The organism is Arthrobacter sp. LjRoot78 (genome assembly GCF_964254335.1).
Taxonomy (GTDB): Bacteria; Actinomycetota; Actinomycetes; order Actinomycetales; family Micrococcaceae; genus Arthrobacter.
Genome location: NZ_CAXUTG020000001.1, coordinates 2,783,821 through 2,803,460, shown reverse-complemented (window position 1 = coordinate 2,803,460; position 19,640 = coordinate 2,783,821). Strand labels below are relative to the sequence as shown.

17 protein-coding genes and 1 tRNA gene are annotated in these 19,640 nt (G+C 66.1%); 7 read left to right on the top strand and 11 right to left on the bottom strand.

Annotation, left to right across the window (positions count from 1 at the left end):
- The first annotated feature begins 98 nt into the window (after positions 1–98).
- From ACSQ1X_RS13045 to ACSQ1X_RS13025, 5 genes are read left to right on the top strand one after another with little or no spacing between them, the layout of a single operon-like run.
- Complete coding sequence (locus ACSQ1X_RS13045; RefSeq protein ID WP_436057966.1) at positions 99–809, top strand: NUDIX hydrolase; 711 nt, start codon at positions 99–101, stop codon at positions 807–809.
- Positions 806–2,116: a quinolinate synthase NadA gene (gene nadA, locus ACSQ1X_RS13040; RefSeq protein WP_436057965.1), complete on the top strand. Its 1,311-nt coding sequence runs from the start codon at positions 806–808 to the stop codon at positions 2,114–2,116. Before ACSQ1X_RS13045 ends, nadA begins: the two co-directional genes overlap by 4 nt.
- Positions 2,113–3,831, top strand: coding sequence for an L-aspartate oxidase (locus tag ACSQ1X_RS13035; RefSeq protein WP_436057964.1), 1,719 nt, complete (start codon positions 2,113–2,115; stop codon positions 3,829–3,831). The genes nadA and ACSQ1X_RS13035 overlap by 4 nt, the downstream gene beginning before the upstream one ends.
- A complete protein-coding gene (gene nadC, locus ACSQ1X_RS13030) occupies positions 3,828–4,772 on the top strand; it encodes a carboxylating nicotinate-nucleotide diphosphorylase (RefSeq protein WP_436057963.1) in 945 nt (314 codons plus the stop codon). Before ACSQ1X_RS13035 ends, nadC begins: the two co-directional genes overlap by 4 nt.
- Positions 4,773–4,779: 7 nt before the next feature.
- The gene (locus ACSQ1X_RS13025) at positions 4,780–5,925 is read left to right on the top strand and encodes a cysteine desulfurase family protein (protein ID WP_436057962.1); all 1,146 of its coding nucleotides are present in this window, start codon (positions 4,780–4,782) and stop codon (positions 5,923–5,925) included.
- A 71-nt stretch (positions 5,926–5,996) separates the two neighbouring features.
- On the opposite strand, the gene ACSQ1X_RS13020 is transcribed toward ACSQ1X_RS13025, so the two are convergent.
- From ACSQ1X_RS13020 to ACSQ1X_RS13005, 4 genes are all read right to left on the bottom strand, one after another.
- On the bottom strand, positions 5,997–6,503 hold the full coding sequence (locus tag ACSQ1X_RS13020; RefSeq protein ID WP_436057961.1) for a GtrA family protein: 507 nt from the start codon (positions 6,501–6,503) through the stop codon (positions 5,997–5,999).
- Positions 6,504–6,538: 35 nt separating this feature from the next.
- Complete coding sequence (locus tag ACSQ1X_RS13015) at positions 6,539–7,381, bottom strand: fumarylacetoacetate hydrolase family protein (protein ID WP_436057960.1); 843 nt, start codon at positions 7,379–7,381, stop codon at positions 6,539–6,541.
- A 75-nt stretch (positions 7,382–7,456) separates the two neighbouring features.
- Entirely contained in the window at positions 7,457–8,119 is a 663-nt protein-coding gene (locus ACSQ1X_RS13010) for a DUF1684 domain-containing protein (RefSeq protein ID WP_436057959.1), read from the bottom strand.
- Positions 8,120–8,204: 85 nt separating this feature from the next.
- Positions 8,205–8,501, bottom strand: a complete 297-nt coding sequence (locus ACSQ1X_RS13005) for a hypothetical protein (protein WP_436057958.1) — start codon at positions 8,499–8,501, stop codon at positions 8,205–8,207.
- Positions 8,502–8,505: 4 nt separating this feature from the next.
- Between ACSQ1X_RS13005 and ACSQ1X_RS13000 the strand changes: the two genes are divergently transcribed.
- Entirely contained in the window at positions 8,506–9,045 is a 540-nt protein-coding gene (locus ACSQ1X_RS13000; protein ID WP_436057957.1) for a hypothetical protein, read from the top strand.
- A gap of 75 nt (positions 9,046–9,120) precedes the next feature.
- Complete coding sequence (locus tag ACSQ1X_RS12995; RefSeq protein WP_055796113.1) at positions 9,121–9,927, top strand: transglutaminase-like domain-containing protein; 807 nt, start codon at positions 9,121–9,123, stop codon at positions 9,925–9,927.
- 8 nt (positions 9,928–9,935) lie between these two features.
- On the opposite strand, the gene ACSQ1X_RS12990 is transcribed toward ACSQ1X_RS12995, so the two are convergent.
- The 7 genes from ACSQ1X_RS12990 to ACSQ1X_RS12960 form a co-directional block, all read right to left on the bottom strand.
- Positions 9,936–10,397, bottom strand: coding sequence for a MarR family winged helix-turn-helix transcriptional regulator (locus ACSQ1X_RS12990; RefSeq protein WP_436057956.1), 462 nt, complete (start codon positions 10,395–10,397; stop codon positions 9,936–9,938).
- Positions 10,397–11,521: an LLM class flavin-dependent oxidoreductase gene (locus tag ACSQ1X_RS12985; RefSeq protein WP_436057955.1), complete on the bottom strand. Its 1,125-nt coding sequence runs from the start codon at positions 11,519–11,521 to the stop codon at positions 10,397–10,399. The genes ACSQ1X_RS12990 and ACSQ1X_RS12985 overlap by 1 nt, the downstream gene beginning before the upstream one ends.
- A 190-nt stretch (positions 11,522–11,711) precedes the next feature.
- Complete coding sequence (locus ACSQ1X_RS12980; RefSeq protein WP_436057954.1) at positions 11,712–14,945, bottom strand: efflux RND transporter permease subunit; 3,234 nt, start codon at positions 14,943–14,945, stop codon at positions 11,712–11,714.
- A 68-nt stretch (positions 14,946–15,013) separates the two neighbouring features.
- On the bottom strand, positions 15,014–16,519 hold the full coding sequence (locus ACSQ1X_RS12975; RefSeq protein WP_436057953.1) for a malate:quinone oxidoreductase: 1,506 nt from the start codon (positions 16,517–16,519) through the stop codon (positions 15,014–15,016).
- A 78-nt stretch (positions 16,520–16,597) separates the two neighbouring features.
- Positions 16,598–18,274, bottom strand: coding sequence for an ABC transporter substrate-binding protein (locus tag ACSQ1X_RS12970; protein ID WP_436057952.1), 1,677 nt, complete (start codon positions 18,272–18,274; stop codon positions 16,598–16,600).
- A gap of 228 nt (positions 18,275–18,502) precedes the next feature.
- Positions 18,503–19,177, bottom strand: coding sequence for a fasciclin domain-containing protein (locus ACSQ1X_RS12965; RefSeq protein ID WP_055796097.1), 675 nt, complete (start codon positions 19,175–19,177; stop codon positions 18,503–18,505).
- A 250-nt stretch (positions 19,178–19,427) separates the two neighbouring features.
- Positions 19,428–19,509 (bottom strand) — tRNA-Leu (locus ACSQ1X_RS12960).
- Positions 19,510–19,640 lie beyond the last annotated feature (131 nt).

The following is a 19,640-nucleotide window of genomic DNA, read 5'->3' as shown; positions in this document are numbered from 1 at the left end:
TAGTCATGTTGACTATAACTAACCGGGGTACCCGCGGACGGGACGCCGGACGAAGCCCAGAGGCACCGTCGGGTGCGAAGAAAGCGGGGTGAACCGCCGTGTACACGAGCTCCGCCAACGTTGCCGAGCGGCAGGTCGCACCGCCGTCGCTCGCCATTTCCACGGTGATCTTCGCCCTCCGTCCCAGCGAGAAATCCGGGCGGCCCACCCTGTGGCTGCCGCTGGTACGCCGCATCCGTGAGCCGTTCAAGGATCTGTGGGCGCTCCCCGGAGGACCGTTGACCCACGCCGAATCCCTCCAGGACGCGGCGTCGCGGAACCTGCAGGAAACCACCGGGCTGGCACCGAACTACCTGGAACAGCTCTACGCCTTCGGCGGCCTGCACCGCTCTCCATCCCAGCGTGTGGTGTCCATCGTCTACTGGGCGCTGGTCCAGCCGACGGAAGCCGCCCTCGCCGACGAATCCGAGAACGTCAAGTGGTTCCGGGCGGACCGCCTGGGAGACCTGGCGTTCGACCACAACGCGATCGTGGACTATGCCCTCGGGCGCCTGCGGAACAAGCTGGCCTACGGTTCGGTCGCCTACCACCTGCTGGGGGAGTACTTCACCCTGGCCCAGGTCCGGGAGGTCTACGAAGCCGTCCTTGACCGGGAGCTGGACCCCGCGAATTTCCGCCGCCAGCTCAAGTCCACGCCGGAAATCGAAGAAACCGGCGAATACCTGCAGGGCGGAAAACACCGCCCGCCCCGCCTCTACCGCTTTACCGGCCGCCCCGGCCTTGACCCAGATAACAGGAGCACACCATGAGCAGCGTCAACACGGCAATCCAGTTGATCACTCGCGAACAGGCCGCCAGCAGTGCCACAGGCATTGCAACAGCCGCAACCTGCAGCCCGGCGCTGGCCCGCGGGCCATGGGATTACGATCTCGCCGAGGCCCTCGCCGGTGTGCCTGCGTACGGCCCGGGTGCTTCCAGCTCGGACGTCGCCCCCGCGGCCACCCCGCGCCAGGGGCAGCTGCCGGAGGAATACAAGAAGGCCAGCGACGCCGAACTGGACACCCGCATCAGGGCGGCCAAAGCCGCACTCGGGGACAAGGCCGTCATCCTAGGGCACTTCTACCAGCGGGACGAGGTGATTGAGTACGCCGACTTCGTGGGTGACTCCTTCCAGCTGGCCAATGCCGCGCTGACCCGGCCGGACGCCGAGGCCATCATCTTCTGCGGCGTCCACTTCATGGCCGAAACCGCGGACATCCTCTCGAAGCCGGACCAGGCGGTCATCCTGCCGAACCTCGCAGCGGGCTGCTCCATGGCGGACATGGCGGACATCGATTCCGTGACCGAATGCTGGGAGCAGCTGGAGGAGCTTTACGGCACCGAGCCCGACGCCGACGGCCGGGTTCCGGTCATCCCCGTCACCTACATGAACTCCTCCGCGGCGCTCAAGGGCTTCTGCGGCGACCACGGCGGCATCGTCTGCACCTCATCCAACGCCGCCACAGTGCTCGAATGGGCCTTCCAGCGCGGCCAACGGGTCCTGTTCTTCCCCGACCAGCACCTGGGCCGCAACACCGCCAAGGCCATGGGCGTGCCGATGGAGCAGATGCCCATGTGGAACCCGCGCAAGGACCTCGGCGGCAACGACGAACAGACGCTACTCGATTCCCGCGTGATCCTCTGGCACGGCTTCTGCTCCGTGCACAAGCGCTTCAACGTGGGGCAGATCGAGAAGGCCCGCGCCGACTTCCCCGGCGTCAACGTGATCGTGCACCCCGAGTGCCCCATGGAGGTGGTGGACGCCGCGGATTCCGCCGGCTCCACCGACTTCATCCGGAAGGCCATCGCCGCCGCCACGGAACCCACCACGTTTGCGATCGGCACCGAGATCAACATGGTCAACCGGCTGGCGGCGGAGTACCCGCAGCACACCATCTTCTGCCTGGACCCGGTCATTTGCCCCTGCTCCACCATGTATCGGATACACCCCGGTTACCTGGCCTGGGTACTGGAGGCGCTGGTCAACGGCGAAGTCCTCAACCGCATCACCGTGGACGACGACGTGGCCGCTCCGGCGCGCGTGGCCCTCGAGCGGATGCTGGCGGCGCGGCCGTGACCAGGCGGCTTGTGGTTGCCGGCAGCGGTATTGCCGGACTCTACGCGGCGCTTCTGGCAGCCGACGCCCAAGATGGCTCTGCTGCGGAAGTGGTCCTGCTCAGCAAGGGGCAGCTGGAGCACAGCAACACCTTTTACGCCCAGGGCGGCGTGTCGGCTGTGCTGGAACCGGGCGAAGCCGCCCCCGGCGACTCCGTGGCGGCCCACGTGGCCGACACGCTGGCCGCAGGGGCGGGCCTGAACAACCCGGAGGCCGTGCGCATCCTCTGCACGGAGGCGGCACAGGACATTGCCGGGCTGCGCCGGTACGGGGTCACCTTCGATGCCGATGCGCAGGGGGACACCGCACTGGGACTGGAAGCTGCCCATTCCGCACCGCGCATCCTGCACGCCGGCGGGGACGCCACCGGCGCCCGCATTGCCCGCGGTCTGATCGCCGCGGTCCTGGAACGGGCGGTGTCCGGCCGGCTCCGGCTGGAAACAGGCGCTTTCGTCACGGAACTGACGACGGCGGACGGCCGGGTGACCGGCGTGACTTACCTGCAGAACGGCGAACTCAAGAACCTGGCAGCCACGGGCGTGCTGCTCGCCACCGGCGGTGCCGGAAGGATTTTCGCGCGCACCAGCAACCCCTCGGTAGCCACGGCCGACGGACTGGCGCTGGCCTGGCGTGCAGGCGCCGCAGTGAGCGACCTCGAATTCTTCCAGTTCCACCCCACCACCATGGCGATGACGGAGACGGCAGGCGGCCCGCCGCCGCTCCTGGTGTCCGAAGCAGTCCGCGGCGAGGGCGCGGTGCTGATCGATGCCGACGGCCACCGCTTTATGCCGGACTATCATCCCGACGCCGAACTTGCACCGCGCGACGTCGTCTCCCGCAGCATCGCGCTGCACCTTGCCCGGACCGGGGCGCCGGCGGACAGCCCGGTGTTCCTGGACGCCCGGGGCATTGCTGCCGCCAAGGGCCCGGATTTCCTGGCGCGGCGGTTCCCTACGATCACCGCCGCCACGGCGGCGGCAGGATACGACTGGACGGCCGAACCGCTTCCGGTGTCTCCGGCAGCCCACTACTGGATGGGCGGGGTGGCCACAGACCTGGGCGGACGGACCACCGTCCCGGGACTCTACGCAGCGGGCGAAGTAGCTTGCACCGGCGCTCAGGGCGCCAATCGGCTCGCCAGCAACTCGCTGCTCGAAGGGTTGGTTTTCGGGCGGCGTGCCGTGGAGGCATTCCTTTCACCTGTGCCGTCGGCTGGGGCGTCGTGCGACGCTGTTCCTCCGCGTGCTAGCTCGGCCGCGGGCGGCCTCCCTTTTACGCACGCTTCCGGAACACCCTCGAACGACGGCGGGAAGCGCGGCCTTGCGTGCGGGGAAGCAGCCTCAGCGGCGCAGCCCGAAAGTGTCGTTATGACTGTGCCGGATCCCGGTCCGTTCTCGCGGGACGCTCTGGGGCGGTTGATGACCGGTGCTGCCGGGGTGCTGCGAACAGGGTCTGAACTCGATGCCGCTGCCGTCCAGTTGGCCGAGTGGGCGGACTCCATCGACGGTACTGACGCGCGCGACCCGCGTCAGTTTGAAGACCGCAACCTGTTGCTGGCCGCCCGGCTGCTCGTGGAGGCCGCCCGGAACCGGACTGCCTCCGTGGGTGCCCACTACCGGGCGGATACGGACCCCGCGGCCGCCCCCTCCCATTCGATGCAAAGGATTTCCTCATGACCACCACCGCCCAGGAAACAACGGTCCGGACGGGCGTTGAGCTCACCGGCAGCCTCCCCGAAGCCGCCGTGCTGGGTGTGCTCAGGGCCGCGCTCGCCGAGGATGCCCCCTACGGTGACATCACCTCGCAGGTCCTGATTCCAGCGCAGGCACGCGCGACGGCGGTGCTGAACGCCCGTGTCCCGGGCGTCCTCAGCGGGGGAGCGGTGTTCGCTGCCGCCATGAAACTCACGGACCCGGACGCCGTCGTCGAGCTGTTGGTGGCGGACGGCGGAAGGTTCGGCGCGGGCACCCCGCTGGCCAGGGTGTCCGGCAACGCCCGGGCAGTCCTGCTGGCCGAGCGCGTGGCCCTGAACCTGGTTCAAAGGATGAGCGCGATCGCGACGAAAACGGCCGAATTCGTGGACCGTGTCCAGGGAACCAAAGCCCGGATCACCGACACGCGGAAGACGACTCCGGGCCTGCGGGTGCTGGAACGCTACGCAGTACGCTGCGGCGGCGGAGCCAACCACCGCTTCAGCCTGTCCGACGCCGTGCTGGCCAAGGACAACCACCTCGCGGTCATCACCGGAGGCGATCCGGCGAAACTCACCGCAGTGCTCAGGTCGGCGAAAGCGCAGCTCGGCCACACTACGCACTTCGAGGTTGAAGTGGACCGGATGGAGCAGGTGGAGCCTGTGCTCGCCGCCGGAGTGGACACGATCATGCTGGACAACTTCACGCTGGAGGAACTGGCCGCCGGTGTGGCGCTCGTGGATGGTCGGGCCCGGGTGGAAGCCAGCGGCAACGTGAACCTCGGTACCGTCGCGGCGATCGCGGCCACTGGTGTGGACGTCATTTCCATCGGCGGCCTCACGCACAGTGTGATCGCCCTCGACCTGGGCCTCGACATTGAACTGCTGGGCGTGGAACTGACTGACACTGAACTGACGGTGGGCTGAACACGCCATGATTTTCCTGGACGCCGCAGCAACCACGCCGGTCCGCCGCGAAGTGCTGGAAGCCATGTGGCCATACCTCACCGGCGACTTCGGAAACCCGTCGAGCCACCACTCGCTCGGAGAGTCCGCCGCCACGGCGCTCGCCGGCGCCCGCACGGCCACGGCCAAGGCGCTGAACTGCCGGCCCGCGGAGGTTACCTTCACGTCCGGCGGCACTGAGGCGGACAACTTGGCCGTCAAGGGAATCGCGCTGGCGCGACAGGCTGCGGACCAGGCCCTGAATCGCGTGGTGATCAGCGCCGTCGAACATCCCGCGGTGGAAGAATCGGCACGGTACCTCGAACGGTTCCACGGTTTCGCCGTTGATACCGTCCCGGTCGACGGCTACGGGCAAGTGACAGCCGCAGCCCTTGCAGCCGTGCTCCGCCGGGAGACGGCGCTGGTCAGCGTGATGTATGCGAACAATGAAGTGGGAACGGTCCAGCCAATCCGGGAACTTGCCGCGCTGTGCCGTGAGAAAGGCATCCCGTTCCACACGGACGCTGTCCAGGCTGCGGGCTGGCTTCCGCTGGACACGAAAATCCTCGGTGTGGACGCCATGAGCATCTCCGGGCACAAGCTGGGTGCACCCAAAGGCAACGGGGCGCTGTTCGTCCGGAGCCGCACCCGGGTTGAACCCCTGCTCCATGGCGGCGGGCAGGAACGCGGCCGCCGCTCCGGAACCGAGAATGTTGCGGGCGCCGTGGCGTTGGCCACCGCACTGGCGCTGGTCCGCCCCGGTCAGGAGCACGTCGAAGCCCTGCGGGACGACTTCATCCGCGAGGTCCTGGCCGGGGTGCCCGGCGCGCAACTGACAGGACACCCCGCCGAGCGGCTGCCCTCGGTGGCTTCCTTCTGCTTCCCGGGGACCAGCGGCGAATCGGTGCTCCTTGAGCTGGAACGGCAAGGCGTGGTGTGCTCCAGCGGGTCCGCCTGCGCCGCCGGATCCGATGCCGCCTCGCCGGTGCTACTGGCGATGGGCATTCCGTCCGACGTCGCCCAGACCGCCGTCCGCTTCAGCTTTGACGCCTCGGTGACGGCGGCGGAACTGCACGAAGCAGCAGCAGCCGTCCGGCACGCAGTGGACAGCGTGCAGACGCTGGGCATCCGCTAGGGCGCATGCCCGCAGCGCGCGGTCAGGCGCGCTATCCGGGCTGCCGCTGAACGGCGCCGTCAGCGGTGCCGTCAGCGGTGCCGTGCGCGGCGGAAGATCCAGTGCCGCAGCAGCGCAAAGCGCACTGCAGTGGCCGCGAAGCCGGACAACGTGGTGGTCCACAGCTCATCGGACATGCTCGCCTCAGGATTGAACCAGTGCAGCACTCCGAGGCTGCCTCCGGTGAGTACCAGCGCAATCACGATGACCACCAGGCCGCTCAGGTGGTCCCTGCCGACTTTGCTGCGTCCGGCGATTTTGAACGTGAGCCGCCGGTTCAGGGCTGTGTTCATCACCGACGTGATGATCAGCGCCGAGGCGTTGGCCAGTTGCGGCCCCAACCAGGGCCGTAGCAGCGCGTACAGGGCAAGCGAGGTCACCGTGCACACAATCCCTACACCGGTGAAACGGATTAGCTGCCGGACTGCGGGGAATCGCAGGACGCCGCGGTAGTGCTTCGTGGCCGGTGGCTGCCGGACGGCCGTGTCGGAACCGGACTGTTGCGTCAGCGGGACGGCGGTCGCAGCAGGTGATTCCATCGCTCAAGCCTGCCACACCACACCGGCGGATTCGGTCAGGCGGCGGCGTCCCTGACCGGGTTCGTCAGTTCGCCGATCCCCTCCACCCGGCAGGTAACGGTGTCTCCGGGGTGCAGCTGTGCGCTTTCGGCAGGGAATCCGGTGAGGACCAGGTCTCCGGGGTGGAGCGTCATGAAGGACGTCAGATAAACCAGGATTTCGTCCACGCCCCAGCCTAGGTCCGCTGAACTGGCAGCCCTCAGTTCAGTTCCGTTGTGCACGACTCCGATGGAAAGGGCCGCGCTGTCCAAGGCGGTGTCCAGGCCCGTCACGATCCACGGTCCTACTGGTGTGAACGTGTCCTGGCTCTTGGCGCTGATCCACAGGTCGTCCGCTTTCTGCAGGTCCCGGGCTGTGACGTCATTGCCGATAGTGAAGCCGAGGACGGCTTCCCGGGCGTTCTCCAGCGTCAACCCGCGGGCCTTGCGTCCGACGACGACGGTCAGCTCGGCTTCCGGGTCCACATGCCCCACTCCTGGCGCGAGTTCGATGGCATCGCCCGGTCCCACCACGCTGGTGGCTGCCTTGTGGAAGGCCTGCGGAGGAAGGTCCCGGCCCGCCGGGCCCGTGTTGTGCGCCATGCCTAGCACGTTGGCCGGAATGCTTGGTGCCAGGAACGTGAATGCGTCTTCGCCGACAGTGGAGCCGTGGTGCCAGCCTGCCCGCGGGGCAGCCGCCGCGTTCGCCAGTGACCCGGGGAAGGGGCTGTGGATAACGGTCCAGAGCTTTCCCGCTTCGCTGCCGAAATCCGGAGCGTCATTGGCGACGAAGAACTGTTCCAGCTCCGAGGCGGGGGAGTGCGGGCGGACGCGGGCAATGCGGCGGGTCGGTGCGGTCATCACGACATCCTACGTCCCGCCGGGACGTGCCGTCGGAGTGTGTCGCCCGGAGGCCCTGCCCTGCGGCTGGGCCCGTCAGTACAGTTCGCCGACCGGGATCTCCACGGCCAGCCGGTTGGACGGGCCGGCCAGCGGACAGGCCCAGGCCTCGTTGTAGGCGCAGGAGGGGTTGTAGGCGAAGTTGAAGTCCAGGACGAACTCGGCGTCGGGCCCTGATCCCAGCACGCCGTGGAAGGCGCCCTTGATTGTGTCCAGCAGGTAGCGTCCGGCGCCGTAGCTGCCGCCGGGCTGACCCGCCGTCGCATCCCGGAACGGCACGAAGATGCCGCCGCCGTAACCGTGCAGCTTCCAGACGCCCAGTTGACCCATCTCGGGCAGGTCGAAAGTGCCCAGCCGGACAAACCTGACCAGCCCGTCGGTGCCCGTCTCGACGTTCATTTCCCGGCCGGCTCCCTCTTTCGTCAGGGGCACGTGGAACCTGTAGATGGGGTCGTAGTCAGCTGTCCGGAGGCCGCTGAACGTGGCCTTGGATGCTGCGGTGAGTGCCGACGCCGGGTGGGTGCCGAACATCCTGTCGCGTTCCTGCCGCCAATACGAGTGCGCCTCGGCGGGGCTGTCCACGGCTATCCTTCGGACGTTTTGGTACATGGCAAAGGTCCGGATCCGCCAGTCGGCAATGTCCAGGGCCGAGATGTCCGCCACGCTGTCCTGCTCCGCGTCAAAGTGCTGTTCCGCCATGCCCCCAGCGTAGCCCTCTTTGCGGGCGGGAAACCCCGTGCGTCAACACTCCGCCCGGAACGCGGCGGCTGCACCGGCCGCGCGGCTACTCTTGCCTCATGACAGGGAAGGCAATGGCCCGCAGGGCACGGCTGGGGGCGGCGTTCATCGTGGCGGCCGCGGTGATGTCCGGATGCAGCGGCGACGGCAAGGGACAACCGGCCTGGACGGCGGGCAGCAGCCCGTCCGAGAGCGCGACGGCGGGAGGAACGCCGTCGGCGTCGGCAACAGGTGCAACACCCGGATCCTCCGCCACCGGCGCGCAACCTTCGGCGTCGGGTACGGAATCCGCCTCCGCCGGGGCGACGGCCGCCGCGTGGAAGGTCTTTTCGGATCCCGCCAAGGTCGTGAGTTTTGAACTGCCCCAGGACTGGATCGCACAATCAGTCACGCCGGACCAGGGGACGCTTCCGGGGGCCCTCAAGGTCGAAGTCAAGGACGCCAAGGGTACCTACCTGGCGACGCTGCAGACGGGCCTGCCATCACCGTCCTCCGCTGCCTGCGCGGACTCGGCCAGAAGGCCCTACGTGGTGGTCAGCAGTGTTCCGGTGGACCTGCCGCACCGTGAGGGTGACGGCCTTATCACCCCGCATGTGGTGTTCCGCGTGATCCAGGGATACAAATATTTCGGCTCCTTCGGCATCACCAACGTGGTGGGGGGAGGCGACGGCAAGGCGTGCACCCTGCAAAACGTGGTCCGTGGCCCCGAAGGCAAGGGCGACGTCTCGTTCGGAGACCTGGCCGCGCTCCGGGCCTTCGCCGCGGATGAGAAGGTGGCCCCGGCCAAGGCCTTCGACACCCTGGACCAGGCGGCGAAGTACGTCAACGAGGGGTCTGAATTTGCGAATGTCCAGCGGATGCTAATGTCTCTGAAGATCAAAAGTTAGTCCCGCCGCCCGCCCGTAAACCCAACCGGCCGGCACCGGGGACTGTTCTGCCACTACCTCACACCCCGGAGATACATGGAACGCAGCGTGGCCGCCCGCCTCGTCTTCAAGACCGCAGCTGAAACCAAAGTCGCACTGGCGGTTGCCGTCGCGAGGAATGCGGGCTATACGTCGCTCGTGGAAACGTTGTCGGTGACCTCCGGGACGGACCCGGTGCCCGTGACGGAACTGTCCGACCACCACGGCGGCCGCTTCCACTACATGGAGTTCGCGGACCCCACGGAGGTGACCGTGGACTACTCGGCCACCGTTTCCGGGCTGGCACTTCCGGAAGAGCCCACCCGCATGGAACTCATCCGCTACGTCCGGCCCAGCCGCTACGCGGAGTCCGACCGGCTGCTGCCTACGGCCTACGCGGAATTCGGCGGCCTCCAGGGCGAAGAGCTCCTGCTCGCCGTCCGCAACTGGGTCTTCAGCGAGCTGCGCTACGTCAGCGGTTCCTCCCGGGGGACCGACGGAGCGGTGGAGACGCTCCTGAACCGCCGTGGCGTGTGCCGGGACTTCGCACACCTGGCCATTTCCCTCCTGCGTTCGAAGGACGTCCCGGCCAGGCTCGTGGCCGTCTACGCGCCCGGGCTGAGCCCGATGGATTTCCATGCCGTGGCAGAGGCCTATGTCAACGGTGCCTGGCATGTCATCGACCCCACCGGGCTGGCCCCGCGCGAGAGCATGCTGAGGATCACGGCGGGCCGGGACTCCTCGGACACCGCCTTCCTGTCCACTGTCGGCGGAAGCCTGTCCTTGCGGGAACTTCGGGTCACTGCGGTGGTGGACGGGCAGCTGCCTGTGGAGGACCCCGCCAAACTCGTCGCCCTGACCTGACGCAGGCCTTAGCGCCCTGACAAGGACCCGCGCAGTTTCTCGGTAAGCCGCAGGAGTTCACGCTGTTCGCTGGCGGTGAGTGCGGGGGTGATCAGTGCGGAAATGTCGCGGACATGTTCGCGTCCGATCTGCTTCTGCAGCTCCCGCCCGGCATCTGTCAGCCTCAGGAGGATGCCGCGTCCGTCCTGGGGCGCCGGCATGCGCTCCAGGAGCCCCCGCTTCTCCAGCCTCTCCACAAGCCTGCTGAGGCTGGACTGGCTGAGGAGTACGTTGTCGTTCAGTTCGTTCAAGCGCAGCCAGCCGGAGGGGCAGCGCGAGAGGGTGAAAAGGACGTCGTATTCGTTGACGGCCAGCGACTTGAAGGCAGGGCCGGACTGGAGCTTTCGCATCACCGCAACCTGGGCGCGGAACAGCGACTCCCAGGTTTCCGCAGCGAGTTTGACGGGCGACCCGCCTGGCTGGGCTTTCATCAGGCGTCCCGGGCTGTTGGATTGGTCACTGCATCCTCCTGCACCTGGGCGGCCAGCCGGGCTGCCACCCGTCCGGCGTGCGTGGGCGGTTCCGGTACATGGGCGGGCGTGAGGGCGGCGTACTCCTTGCGCAGGACCGGCAGGACCTCTTCGCCGAACAGGTCGAGCTGTTCCAGCACGGTCTTCAGCGGCAGGCCCGCGTGGTCAATCAGGAACAGCTGGCGTTGGTAGTCGCCGAAGTACTCACGGAACGTCAGGGTCTTTTCGATGACTTCCTGCGGGCTGCCGACGGTCAGCGGGGTCTGTGACGTGAAGTCCTCCAAGGAAGGGCCGTGGCCGTAGACCGGGGCATTGTCGAAGTACGGGCGGAACTCCTTGACGGCGTCCTGCGAGTTCTTCCGCATGAAGAATTGTCCGCCGAGGCCCACAATCGCCTGGTCGGCCTTGCCGTGGCCGTAGTGCTCGTAGCGTTCGCGGTAGAGGCCGATCAGCTGCTGGTAGTGCTCCTTGGGCCAGAAGATGTTGTTCGCGAAGAAGCCGTCGCCGTAGTACGCAGCCACTTCCGCGATCTGCGGCGTGCGGATGGAACCGTGCCACACGAAGGGGGCGACGCCGTCGAGCGGGCGGGGGGTGGACGTGAAGTTCTGCAGCGGCGTGCGGTGCTTGCCGGACCAGTTCACGGTGTCCTCGTCCCACAGCTTGCGCAGCAGGCTGTAGTTCTCGATGGCCAGTTCGATGCCGTCCTGGATGTTCTTGCCGAACCAGGGGTACACCGGTGCCGTGTTGCCGCGGCCCATCACGAGGTCCACGCGGCCGTCAGCAAGGTGCTGCAGCATCGCGAAGTCTTCGGCGATCTTTACGGGATCGTTGGTGGTGATCAGTGTGGTCGCCGTGGACAGGATGATGCGTTCTGTCTGCGCCGCGATGTAGGCCAGCGTGGTGGTGGGGGAGGAGGAGAAGAACGGGCGGTTGTGGTGCTCGCCGATGGCGTAGACGTCCATGCCGATCTCTTCGACCTTCTTGGCGATGGCTACGGACGCTTTGATGCGCTCGTGTTCCGTGGGCGTGCGGCCGGTGGTGGGGTCGGTGGTGATGTCACTGACACTGAATACGCCGATCTGCATGATGTGCCTTCCGTTCCTGAACTGTTCGGGTCTGGTTTCAGTGTACCCGATATACATGCATTTGCATCTATCGGTGGATGTAACGTCTGGCACGCCAGGATATTCCCGCACGGTTAAACAGCAGTGCCCGTCCCACCGGGTGGCACGGGCACTGCTGTTGTTCAGGCGCAGAAAGACTTTCAGGAAGCGGCTATTCGGGTTCGCCGGCCGCTGCCCGGCGGCCGGAAACCTTGGGCACCATGCCCGTTGTCCAGTCGCGGAACTCTGCGTCGACGTCGTCCGGCGGACCGAAGTCGGGACGTTCGTGCATTGCGCGGAGCAGGGTCTTCTTCTCCCGGCGCCCTTCCACCAGCCGGTACAGGACTGGTACCAGCACCAGCGTCAGCGCCGTCGAGGAAACCAGACCGCCGATCACCACGATCGCCAGCGGCTGGGAGATGAATCCGCCGCCGCCGGTAAGTCCGAGTGCCATGGGCGTCAGGGCGAAAACGGTGGCCAAGGCGGTCATCAGGATGGGGCGGAGGCGTTGCCGCGCCCCGTGCGTGATGGCGTCGGCCACGTTCATTCCAGGGGACTTCGTTCCGGAAAGACCGGTCCGCGGCTGCCGGTATTGGTTGATGAGGTCGATCAGGACGATGGCGTTGGTCACCACGATGCCCACCAGCATCAGCATGCCGATCAGCGAGGGCAGCCCCAGCGGCACCCGGGTCACCAGGAGCAGAGCGATGGCTCCCGTGGCGGCGAACGGGACGGAGACCAGCAGGATGAGCGGCTGGATGAGCGATTTGAACGCAGCCACCATGATCACGTAGACGATGGCGATGGCGGCCAGCAGGGCCAGGCCCAGCTGCTGGAAGGACTCTGTCTGCTGGGTGGTGGCTCCGCCGATCTCCGCCGTGACGCCTGCGGGCAGTTCAACCCCCTTGAGCCGGTTCTGCACCTCTGTGCTCACTGCGCCCAGGTTGGCGCCCGACGGCGTCACCGAGACCCGCGCGGTCCGCTGCCCGTTGCTGGCGGTGATGGAAACCGGGATGTCTACCTGCTCCACCGAAGCGATGCTTCCCAGCGTGACGGCACCACCAGCGGCCGGCAGCGGGATGTTGCGGACGGCGCTGACGCTGGTAAAGCGGGTGCCCTCGCCGATCTGGACCGGGAAGTCGTTGGTGTCGATCCGCACCGTTCCGGCCGGCAACGGGCTGATGGTGGCGGCCAGGACACCGGCCACCTGCTCCTCGTTCAAGCCCGCCGCGACGGCCTTGGCGCGGTCCACCTTGACCTGGACCACCGGCTGGCTTGCCGCAAGGTTGGTGGCAACCTCGGTGCTGCCGGGTACGCCTTCCATGGCCTTGACCATGGCATCGCTGGCTGCCCTGAGGTCTGCGGAGTTTGCCGCCTTCAAAGTGATGTCCACCGTGGAGGTGGTGCCGAATCCGCCCTGTTGGGAGCCTACGGAGATCTTGCCGGCGTCACTGATCTTGGCCAGTTCGGTGCGGACTGTTTCCTGGAGCCGGGACTGGTTGGCCTTCTCCTCGGTGACCACCGTGAACGAGGAGTTGGAGGCGCCGCTGGAGGTCAGGGCAGTGAAGCCCGTCTGCGCGTTCCCTGACGTGACCTGGACGTCCTTGATGCCGTCGATGTCTCGCAGTACTTCCTCGACCTTCACGGCGGCCGCGCTGGTGTCCGTGAGGCTGGTTCCGGCCGGCAGGACCTGGCGGACCGTCATACTGTTCTCGCCGGAGCGGCCCAGCAGGTCGGTGGCGAGCAGGGGGGTCATGGCCGCCGTCCCGCCGAGCACCAGGACAGCCGCGATGAGTGTCACCACCGGGTGTTTCTGAGTCTTGTTCAGGACGGGCAGGTAGCCCCGCTGGAGCAGGCTGCGCTGCTCCTTCTCATGGGCCTTGGCGGCGGCTTCCCGGGCGGCCTCTGCGGAAAGCTCGGCTCCTGCGCTGCCGGCCGGCGTCTTGAGGAACCAGTAAGCCAGAACGGGAACGATGGTGAGTGACACCAGGAGTGACGAGAGCAGCGCTATGGTCACCGTCAGGGCGAAGGGCCGGAACAGTTCTCCTGCCAGTTCCCCGACAAAGGCTATTGGGAGGAAGACGGCCACCGTGGTCAGGGTGGATGCCGTGATGGCGCCGGCGACTTCCCGGATGGAAGTGAGGATGGCGGAGAGCTTGGTTTCGCCGTAGCTCAGGTGCCGCTTGATGTTCTCGATGACCACAATCGAGTCGTCCACCACGCGTCCGATCGCGATGGTGAGTGCTCCGAGGGTCAGGATGTTCAGCGAGTATCCCGTGGCAGAGAGCCCGATGAAAGTAATGAGCAGCGAGAGCGGGATGGAAACGGCGGTGACCAGCGTGGACCGCACGGACATCAGGAATACCAGGATCACCGCGACGGCAAAGCCGAGGCCCAGGAGGCCCTCCGTGGTGAGGTCCTTGATGGACTTTTCGATGAACGGGGCCTGGTCGAACACCGGGGTGAACTTGGCGTTGGATCCCAGCTCGGCTTCGAGCTGGCTGATGGAATCCTTCACCGCGTGGGAGATTGCCACGGTGTCACCTTCGGGCTTTTTCGTCACGGAGAGGGCAAGCGTTTCCTTGCCGTTGGTCCGGGTTATCGAGGTGCGGGCGTCGTCCTTGATGCTGACATCGGCCACGCTGCCGATGGTGGCGGCGTCCTTGGCACCACCGAGCGGCAGGGCCTTGACAGCGTCCAGGGAGTCCACGGGGCTGCCGATCTGCAGCGAGAGCGTTTTGCCCTGTTCCTCGATGGTGCCTGCCGGAACCAGAGCCCCATTGTTTTTCAGGGCGTTGGTGATGGACTGGAGGGTGGCGCCCTTGGCTGCCATGGCATCGGGGCGGGGAAGAATCTGGATGTGCTGGGACGCGCCGCCGGTGACGTCGGCGCCCCTGACGCCGTCGAGCTTCTGGAGACGGGGGACGCTGAGGCGCTGGAGGTCGGCGTTCAGCTCACTGAGCGGCTTGTCGGAGGAGACCGCCAGGAAGACAATCGGGAAGTCGCTGATGCTGCCGGCAATGGCCTGCGGCTGGACGTCATCGGGTAACCCGCGCTTGGCATTGGAGATGGCACGGTCGATCTGGTTCCGTGCCCGGTCCAGGTTGGAACCGTAGGTGAACACCATCGTGATCTGGGAAACGCCCGTGCGGGATGTGGACGACGTCGACTCGAGCCCCTCGACACCGTTAAGCGCGGTCTCGAGGGGCCCGCTCACCTGCTTGTCCACCACTTCCGGCGAGGCCCCGGGCATGGCGGAGATGACCGTGATTTGCGGAAACTCGATGGAGGGAATGAGCTCTTGTTTCAGCGAGGACATGGTGATCACGCCGAACACCGACGCAAAGACGGTGATCAGCGCGATCAGTGCCCTGTTTGCCAGCGAAAGTTTAGCCAGCCGGTACATCTCATGGTCTCCTGGTGGGTTGACGGTCTAGTGGTTGGAGGTGGAACCGGCCGTAACCCAACAGGGCGTCAGCTGGAGGGCGCGTCCACGGCTTCCAGCTGGAGGGCCTTGGCAGTTTCTGCCTCCAGCTGAGTGGCCAACTCCGGGTTGTCGTTGAGTTTGATGCCGTAGCCGGGCATCATTTCCTTGAGCTTGGACTGCCAGCCCTTGAAGTCCTTCGGGAAGGACTTCTGCAGGAGTTCGATCATGATGGGAACGGCGGTGGATGCTCCCGGGGAAGCCCCCAGCAGCGCACCGATGGAACCGTCCCGCGCCGCGATCACCTCGGTGCCGAACTGCAGGACACCGCCCCTCTTCGGGTCCTTCTTGATGATCTGAACACGCTGGCCGGCGGTGATGAGTTCCCAATCGCCGTCTTTTGCTTCGGGGTAATACTCGCGCAGGGCCTCGACCTTGTCGCCGTGGCGCTTGGCAACTTCCTTGACCAGGTATGCCGTGAGGTCCATGTTGTCCTTGGCGACGGCCAGCATCGGGATGATGTTGCTCGGGCGGATGGACAGCGGCAGGTCCAGGTACGAACCGTGCTTGAGGAAATTGGTGGAGAAGCCGGCGTACGGGCCGAACAGCAGTGAACGCTTGCCGTTGACGTAGCGGGTGTCCAGGTGCGGCACGGACATGGGTGGTGCTCCGACGGAGGCCTGGCCGTAGACCTTGGCGCTGTGCCGGGCGGCGAGGGCCTCATCGGTGCAGCGGAAGAACTGGCCGGAGACCGGGAAGCCGCCGTAGCCCTTGCTCTCCGGAATTCCGGAGGCCTGCAGCAGGTGGAGCGCGCCGCCCCCGGCGCCGACGAAGACGAACTTCGCGCGGATGTTGCCGTGCTCGCCGGACTGCTTGTGCTTGAGTGTGAGGTCCCAGCCGCCGCCCGGTGCACGGCGGATGCCGTTGACGTCGTGGCCGTAGTTGATCTCCACACCGTTGTTGCCCAGGTACGTGGTCAGCTCGCGGGTCAGCGCGCCGAAGTCGACGTCGGTCCCTTCGGCCGCGCGGGTGGCGGCGATCCGCTGCTTGGGGTCCCGGCCCTTGACGATCAGCGGAGCCCACTTGGCGATCTGGGCGTGGTCTTCGGAGTACTCCATGGAGCGGAAGAGGGTGTTCGGCTTCAGTGCCTCATACCGTGTCTTTAGGAAGTCCGCGTTGTTGTCCCCGATCACAAAGCTCATGTGCGGGACCGTGTTGATGAAGCCCTTGGGGGAGCCGATCAGGGAATTGCTGACCAGGTGGGACCAGAACTGGCGGGACAGCTGGAACTGCTCGTTGATGTGCAGCGCCTTGGACGGATCAACCGAGCCGTCTTTGGCTGCGGGAGAGTAGTTAAGCTCACATAGGGCCGCGTGGCCGGTCCCTGCATTGTTCCACGGGCCTGAGCTTTCCAGGCCGGCTTCGTCGAGCCGTTCGAACAGCGAAATGGTCCAGTTCGGTTCGAGCTGCTTGATGAACGCACCCAGGGTGGCGCTCATGATGCCGCCGCCAATCAGGACGACGTCGGCATGTTGGGTCTTGGATATGAAAGTCACAATCAGTCTCCGATAGCAGCGGCTCTGGCTGTCACAGAATATCCCGAGCGCCCCACTAACTGAAATTGGGGCGGTCCGTCAAGGTTTAAGCTCCACCTTTGTGAAAACCTCGTTTAATACCGGCGAGGCCGGGTACTTCAACACCCGGTCTGAAAGTGCCAGGGCCGAAATGGGGAAGGCAATGGGGACGGCGGGGACCGTCTCCGCAATCTGGGCGTTGATGGTCTGGTACTGCTTGGTCCGTTCGTCTCCCTCGGGCAAACCGCGGGCGCGCGCAATCTTCGAAAAGACCTGCGGATCCTGGTAGCCGAACTCACCGTTCTTCTCGCCGAACAAGGGTCCCACGAAGTTGTCCGGATCGGAGTAGGAACCATTCCAGCCGAGCAGGTGCAGGGCGTGGTCGCCCGGAGACTGCACTTTCTGCAGGTACCCGTCCGTCCAGTCCACGGGGACCGGCTTGATGTTCAGGCCGACGGCGGTGAGCTGCCTGCTGAGCTCCGCATAGATCTTCTCGGGTGTCGGAAGGTATGGCCTGGTCACATTCAGGGGGTAGTAGAACTTGAGTTCCTCGCCCTTGTAGCCAGCCTCCTCCAGAAGCGCTTTGGCCTTGGCCGGATCATGGCCCAGCGAGGGGGCGTTGTTGTTGAACCCGCTGAGTTTGGGCGGGACGAACTGGGACGCCTGGGCGGTGTTATCGATGAAGAAGCGGCGGATCAGCGTTTCCTTGTCCACCGCCAACTCGATGGCCTGGCGGACCTTGATGTTCTGCAGGATGGGCACGTCCTGGTTCATTCCGAGGTACATCACGGAGAACGGGTCCCGCTGGATGATTTGCTTCCCGCGCTTGACGAGCTGGTCGAAGTTGCCCACGGTGACGGCGTCGTAGCCGTCGATCTTCCCGTCGAGGAGGGCCTGGAGCCGGGACTGCGGATGATCGTAGGTGACGAAGTTGATGGTGCCGATCTGGCCCTTGTCGCCCCAGTAGTCCTTGTTGCTGACCAGCTTGACGCTGGAGTCCTCCCACGCCGCAAAGCTGTAGGGGCCCGTCCCGACGGGATGCAGGGCATAGGCCGAGACCGGCTGGCCGTCGCGGCTCTGGCTGAGGCTGTCCGCTTTCTGCGCCGCCATCGCAGTCGGCGAGGACATCGCGAAGGCCGGGAGCGTCAGGGCCTGGAGGAATCCGGTGAAGGGCTGTGTGAGATCGATCCGGACGTTTCCGGCGGAGAGCGCGGTGCAGCCCTTGTAGATGGACAGCGAGGCCTGGTCGGCGTGGGCCTTGAAGACGCCCTTGAACGAGGTGCCCGGCGCCTGCTTCCGCAGGCTTTCCGGGAAGTTGAACCATCGGTTGAAGTTGGTGCAGACGGCCGCCGCATCGAAGGGTGAGCCGTCCTGGAAGGTGACGCCCTCCCGGAGCTTGAACGTGTAGGCGCGGCCTTCACTTGACTCTGCCCACTCGGTGGCGAGCAGGGGAGTGGGCAGTCCCGTCGTCTGGTCCACTCCGACGAGGCCTTCGAGGACCTGGCGGGTAATCCGGTAGGACTCGACGTCGGAGGCCAGGGCAGGATCGAGTCCCAGCGGCTGGGCAGCGGTGCCGAACGTGAACGTCGCTGTCGGTGCGGCGGGTGCCGAGCCGGTCGGAACCGCGGACGACGACGCCGGTGCCGGAGCGGGCGTGCCCGTGCACGAGGCCAGAAGCAGCGACAGGACCCCTGCGCCGATACTGACTGCAATGCGGCGCGATTTACTGCTGGGCACTCGATGATCACCTCTGGACGGCAGGAAGGCCCGCGGACAACGGACCGGTCCCCAGTCTAATTGACCGATCCTGGACACCCGCCGGGTGCGCGCCGGCCGCGCGCCGGGCTGCCGGCCGGCTTGCCTGAGGGCAAAAAGGAGGCCCGCACCGTCCGGTGCGGGCCTCCGTTTCTCCAGGGTCGGTCCAGGGAGTCAGGCTGGAGCCGGAGCAGGAGCGTGCGGGGTTGCCTACTTCGGCATCAGGACGGAGTCCACCAGGTAGACCGTGGCGTTGGCCGTCTGGACGCCGCCACAGATGACGCTGGCGTCATCGACCTTCAGCGCATCCTTGGTGCCGGTCACGGTGACTGAACCGCCCTGGACAGTTTTGTGGGTGCCCACAATCTTGTCAGGGGTGATCTGGCCCGGAACCACGTGGTAGGTCAGGATCTTGCTCAGGAGTGCGTCGTCGGTCTTGAGCGTTTCGATGGTGGCGGCGTCGATCTTGGCGAACGCGTCATCCACCGGTGCGAAGACCGTGAATTCACTGCCATTGAGCGTGTCCACGAGGTTGACCTTCGGGTTGAGCTTGCCGGACACGGCTGCCGTGAGGGTGGTCAGCAGCGGGTTGTTCGAGGCTGCAACCGCAACCGGATCGAGGGCCATTCCTGATACCGAGCCCGCGCCACTGGGGACCTTTTCCGCGTAACCTGCGCAGCCGGGACCCACCAGGTTGGCGGCCGGATCCATGGCGGCCGCAGAGCTGGCGGACGGTGACGGAGCCATGCTCGAAGCAGACGGCGTCGAAGCCGGTGCGGAGGAGCTGTTCGCCGTCGTGGCTGAACCGCCACAGGCGGTCAGGCTGAGCAGTGCTGCAGCTGCAACACCTGCGACGGTGAAAGTTGTGCGCTTGAATGACTGCATTTCGATTCTCCTTGTTAGTGCCGATCATTGCCTGCTGCGAACGACTGCGTCGATCACTGCACTGGCTGAATTTCCGACTGCGGGCACCGACCCTTGGTTGGTGTCTCAATGGGTATTCGGCCGCTCGGCACGAACGGATGGGTGAACGGAGAGAATCTTTTTTTCGAGGTCCTTCCTGGCGCGGGTGCGGCGGCGTTAAACGAAGGAATCCCGGACCATGAGGCCCGGGATTCCGAGGATTGTGCAGCTGTGCGCAAGGGGGGACTTGAACCCCCACGCCCGAAGGCACAGGAACCTAAATCCTGCGTGTCTGCCAATTTCACCACTCGCGCGCGGCGCCGTCGTGCGTGTTCTTGCTCCCATTCCTGCGAGAGCAGGAAACGTCCGACGGCGGATTCCAGGCTCCAGTGTACCTGCCGGGGGCGCCTTCCGCTCGATGGGCCCGCGTGCCGTTCACGGCCTG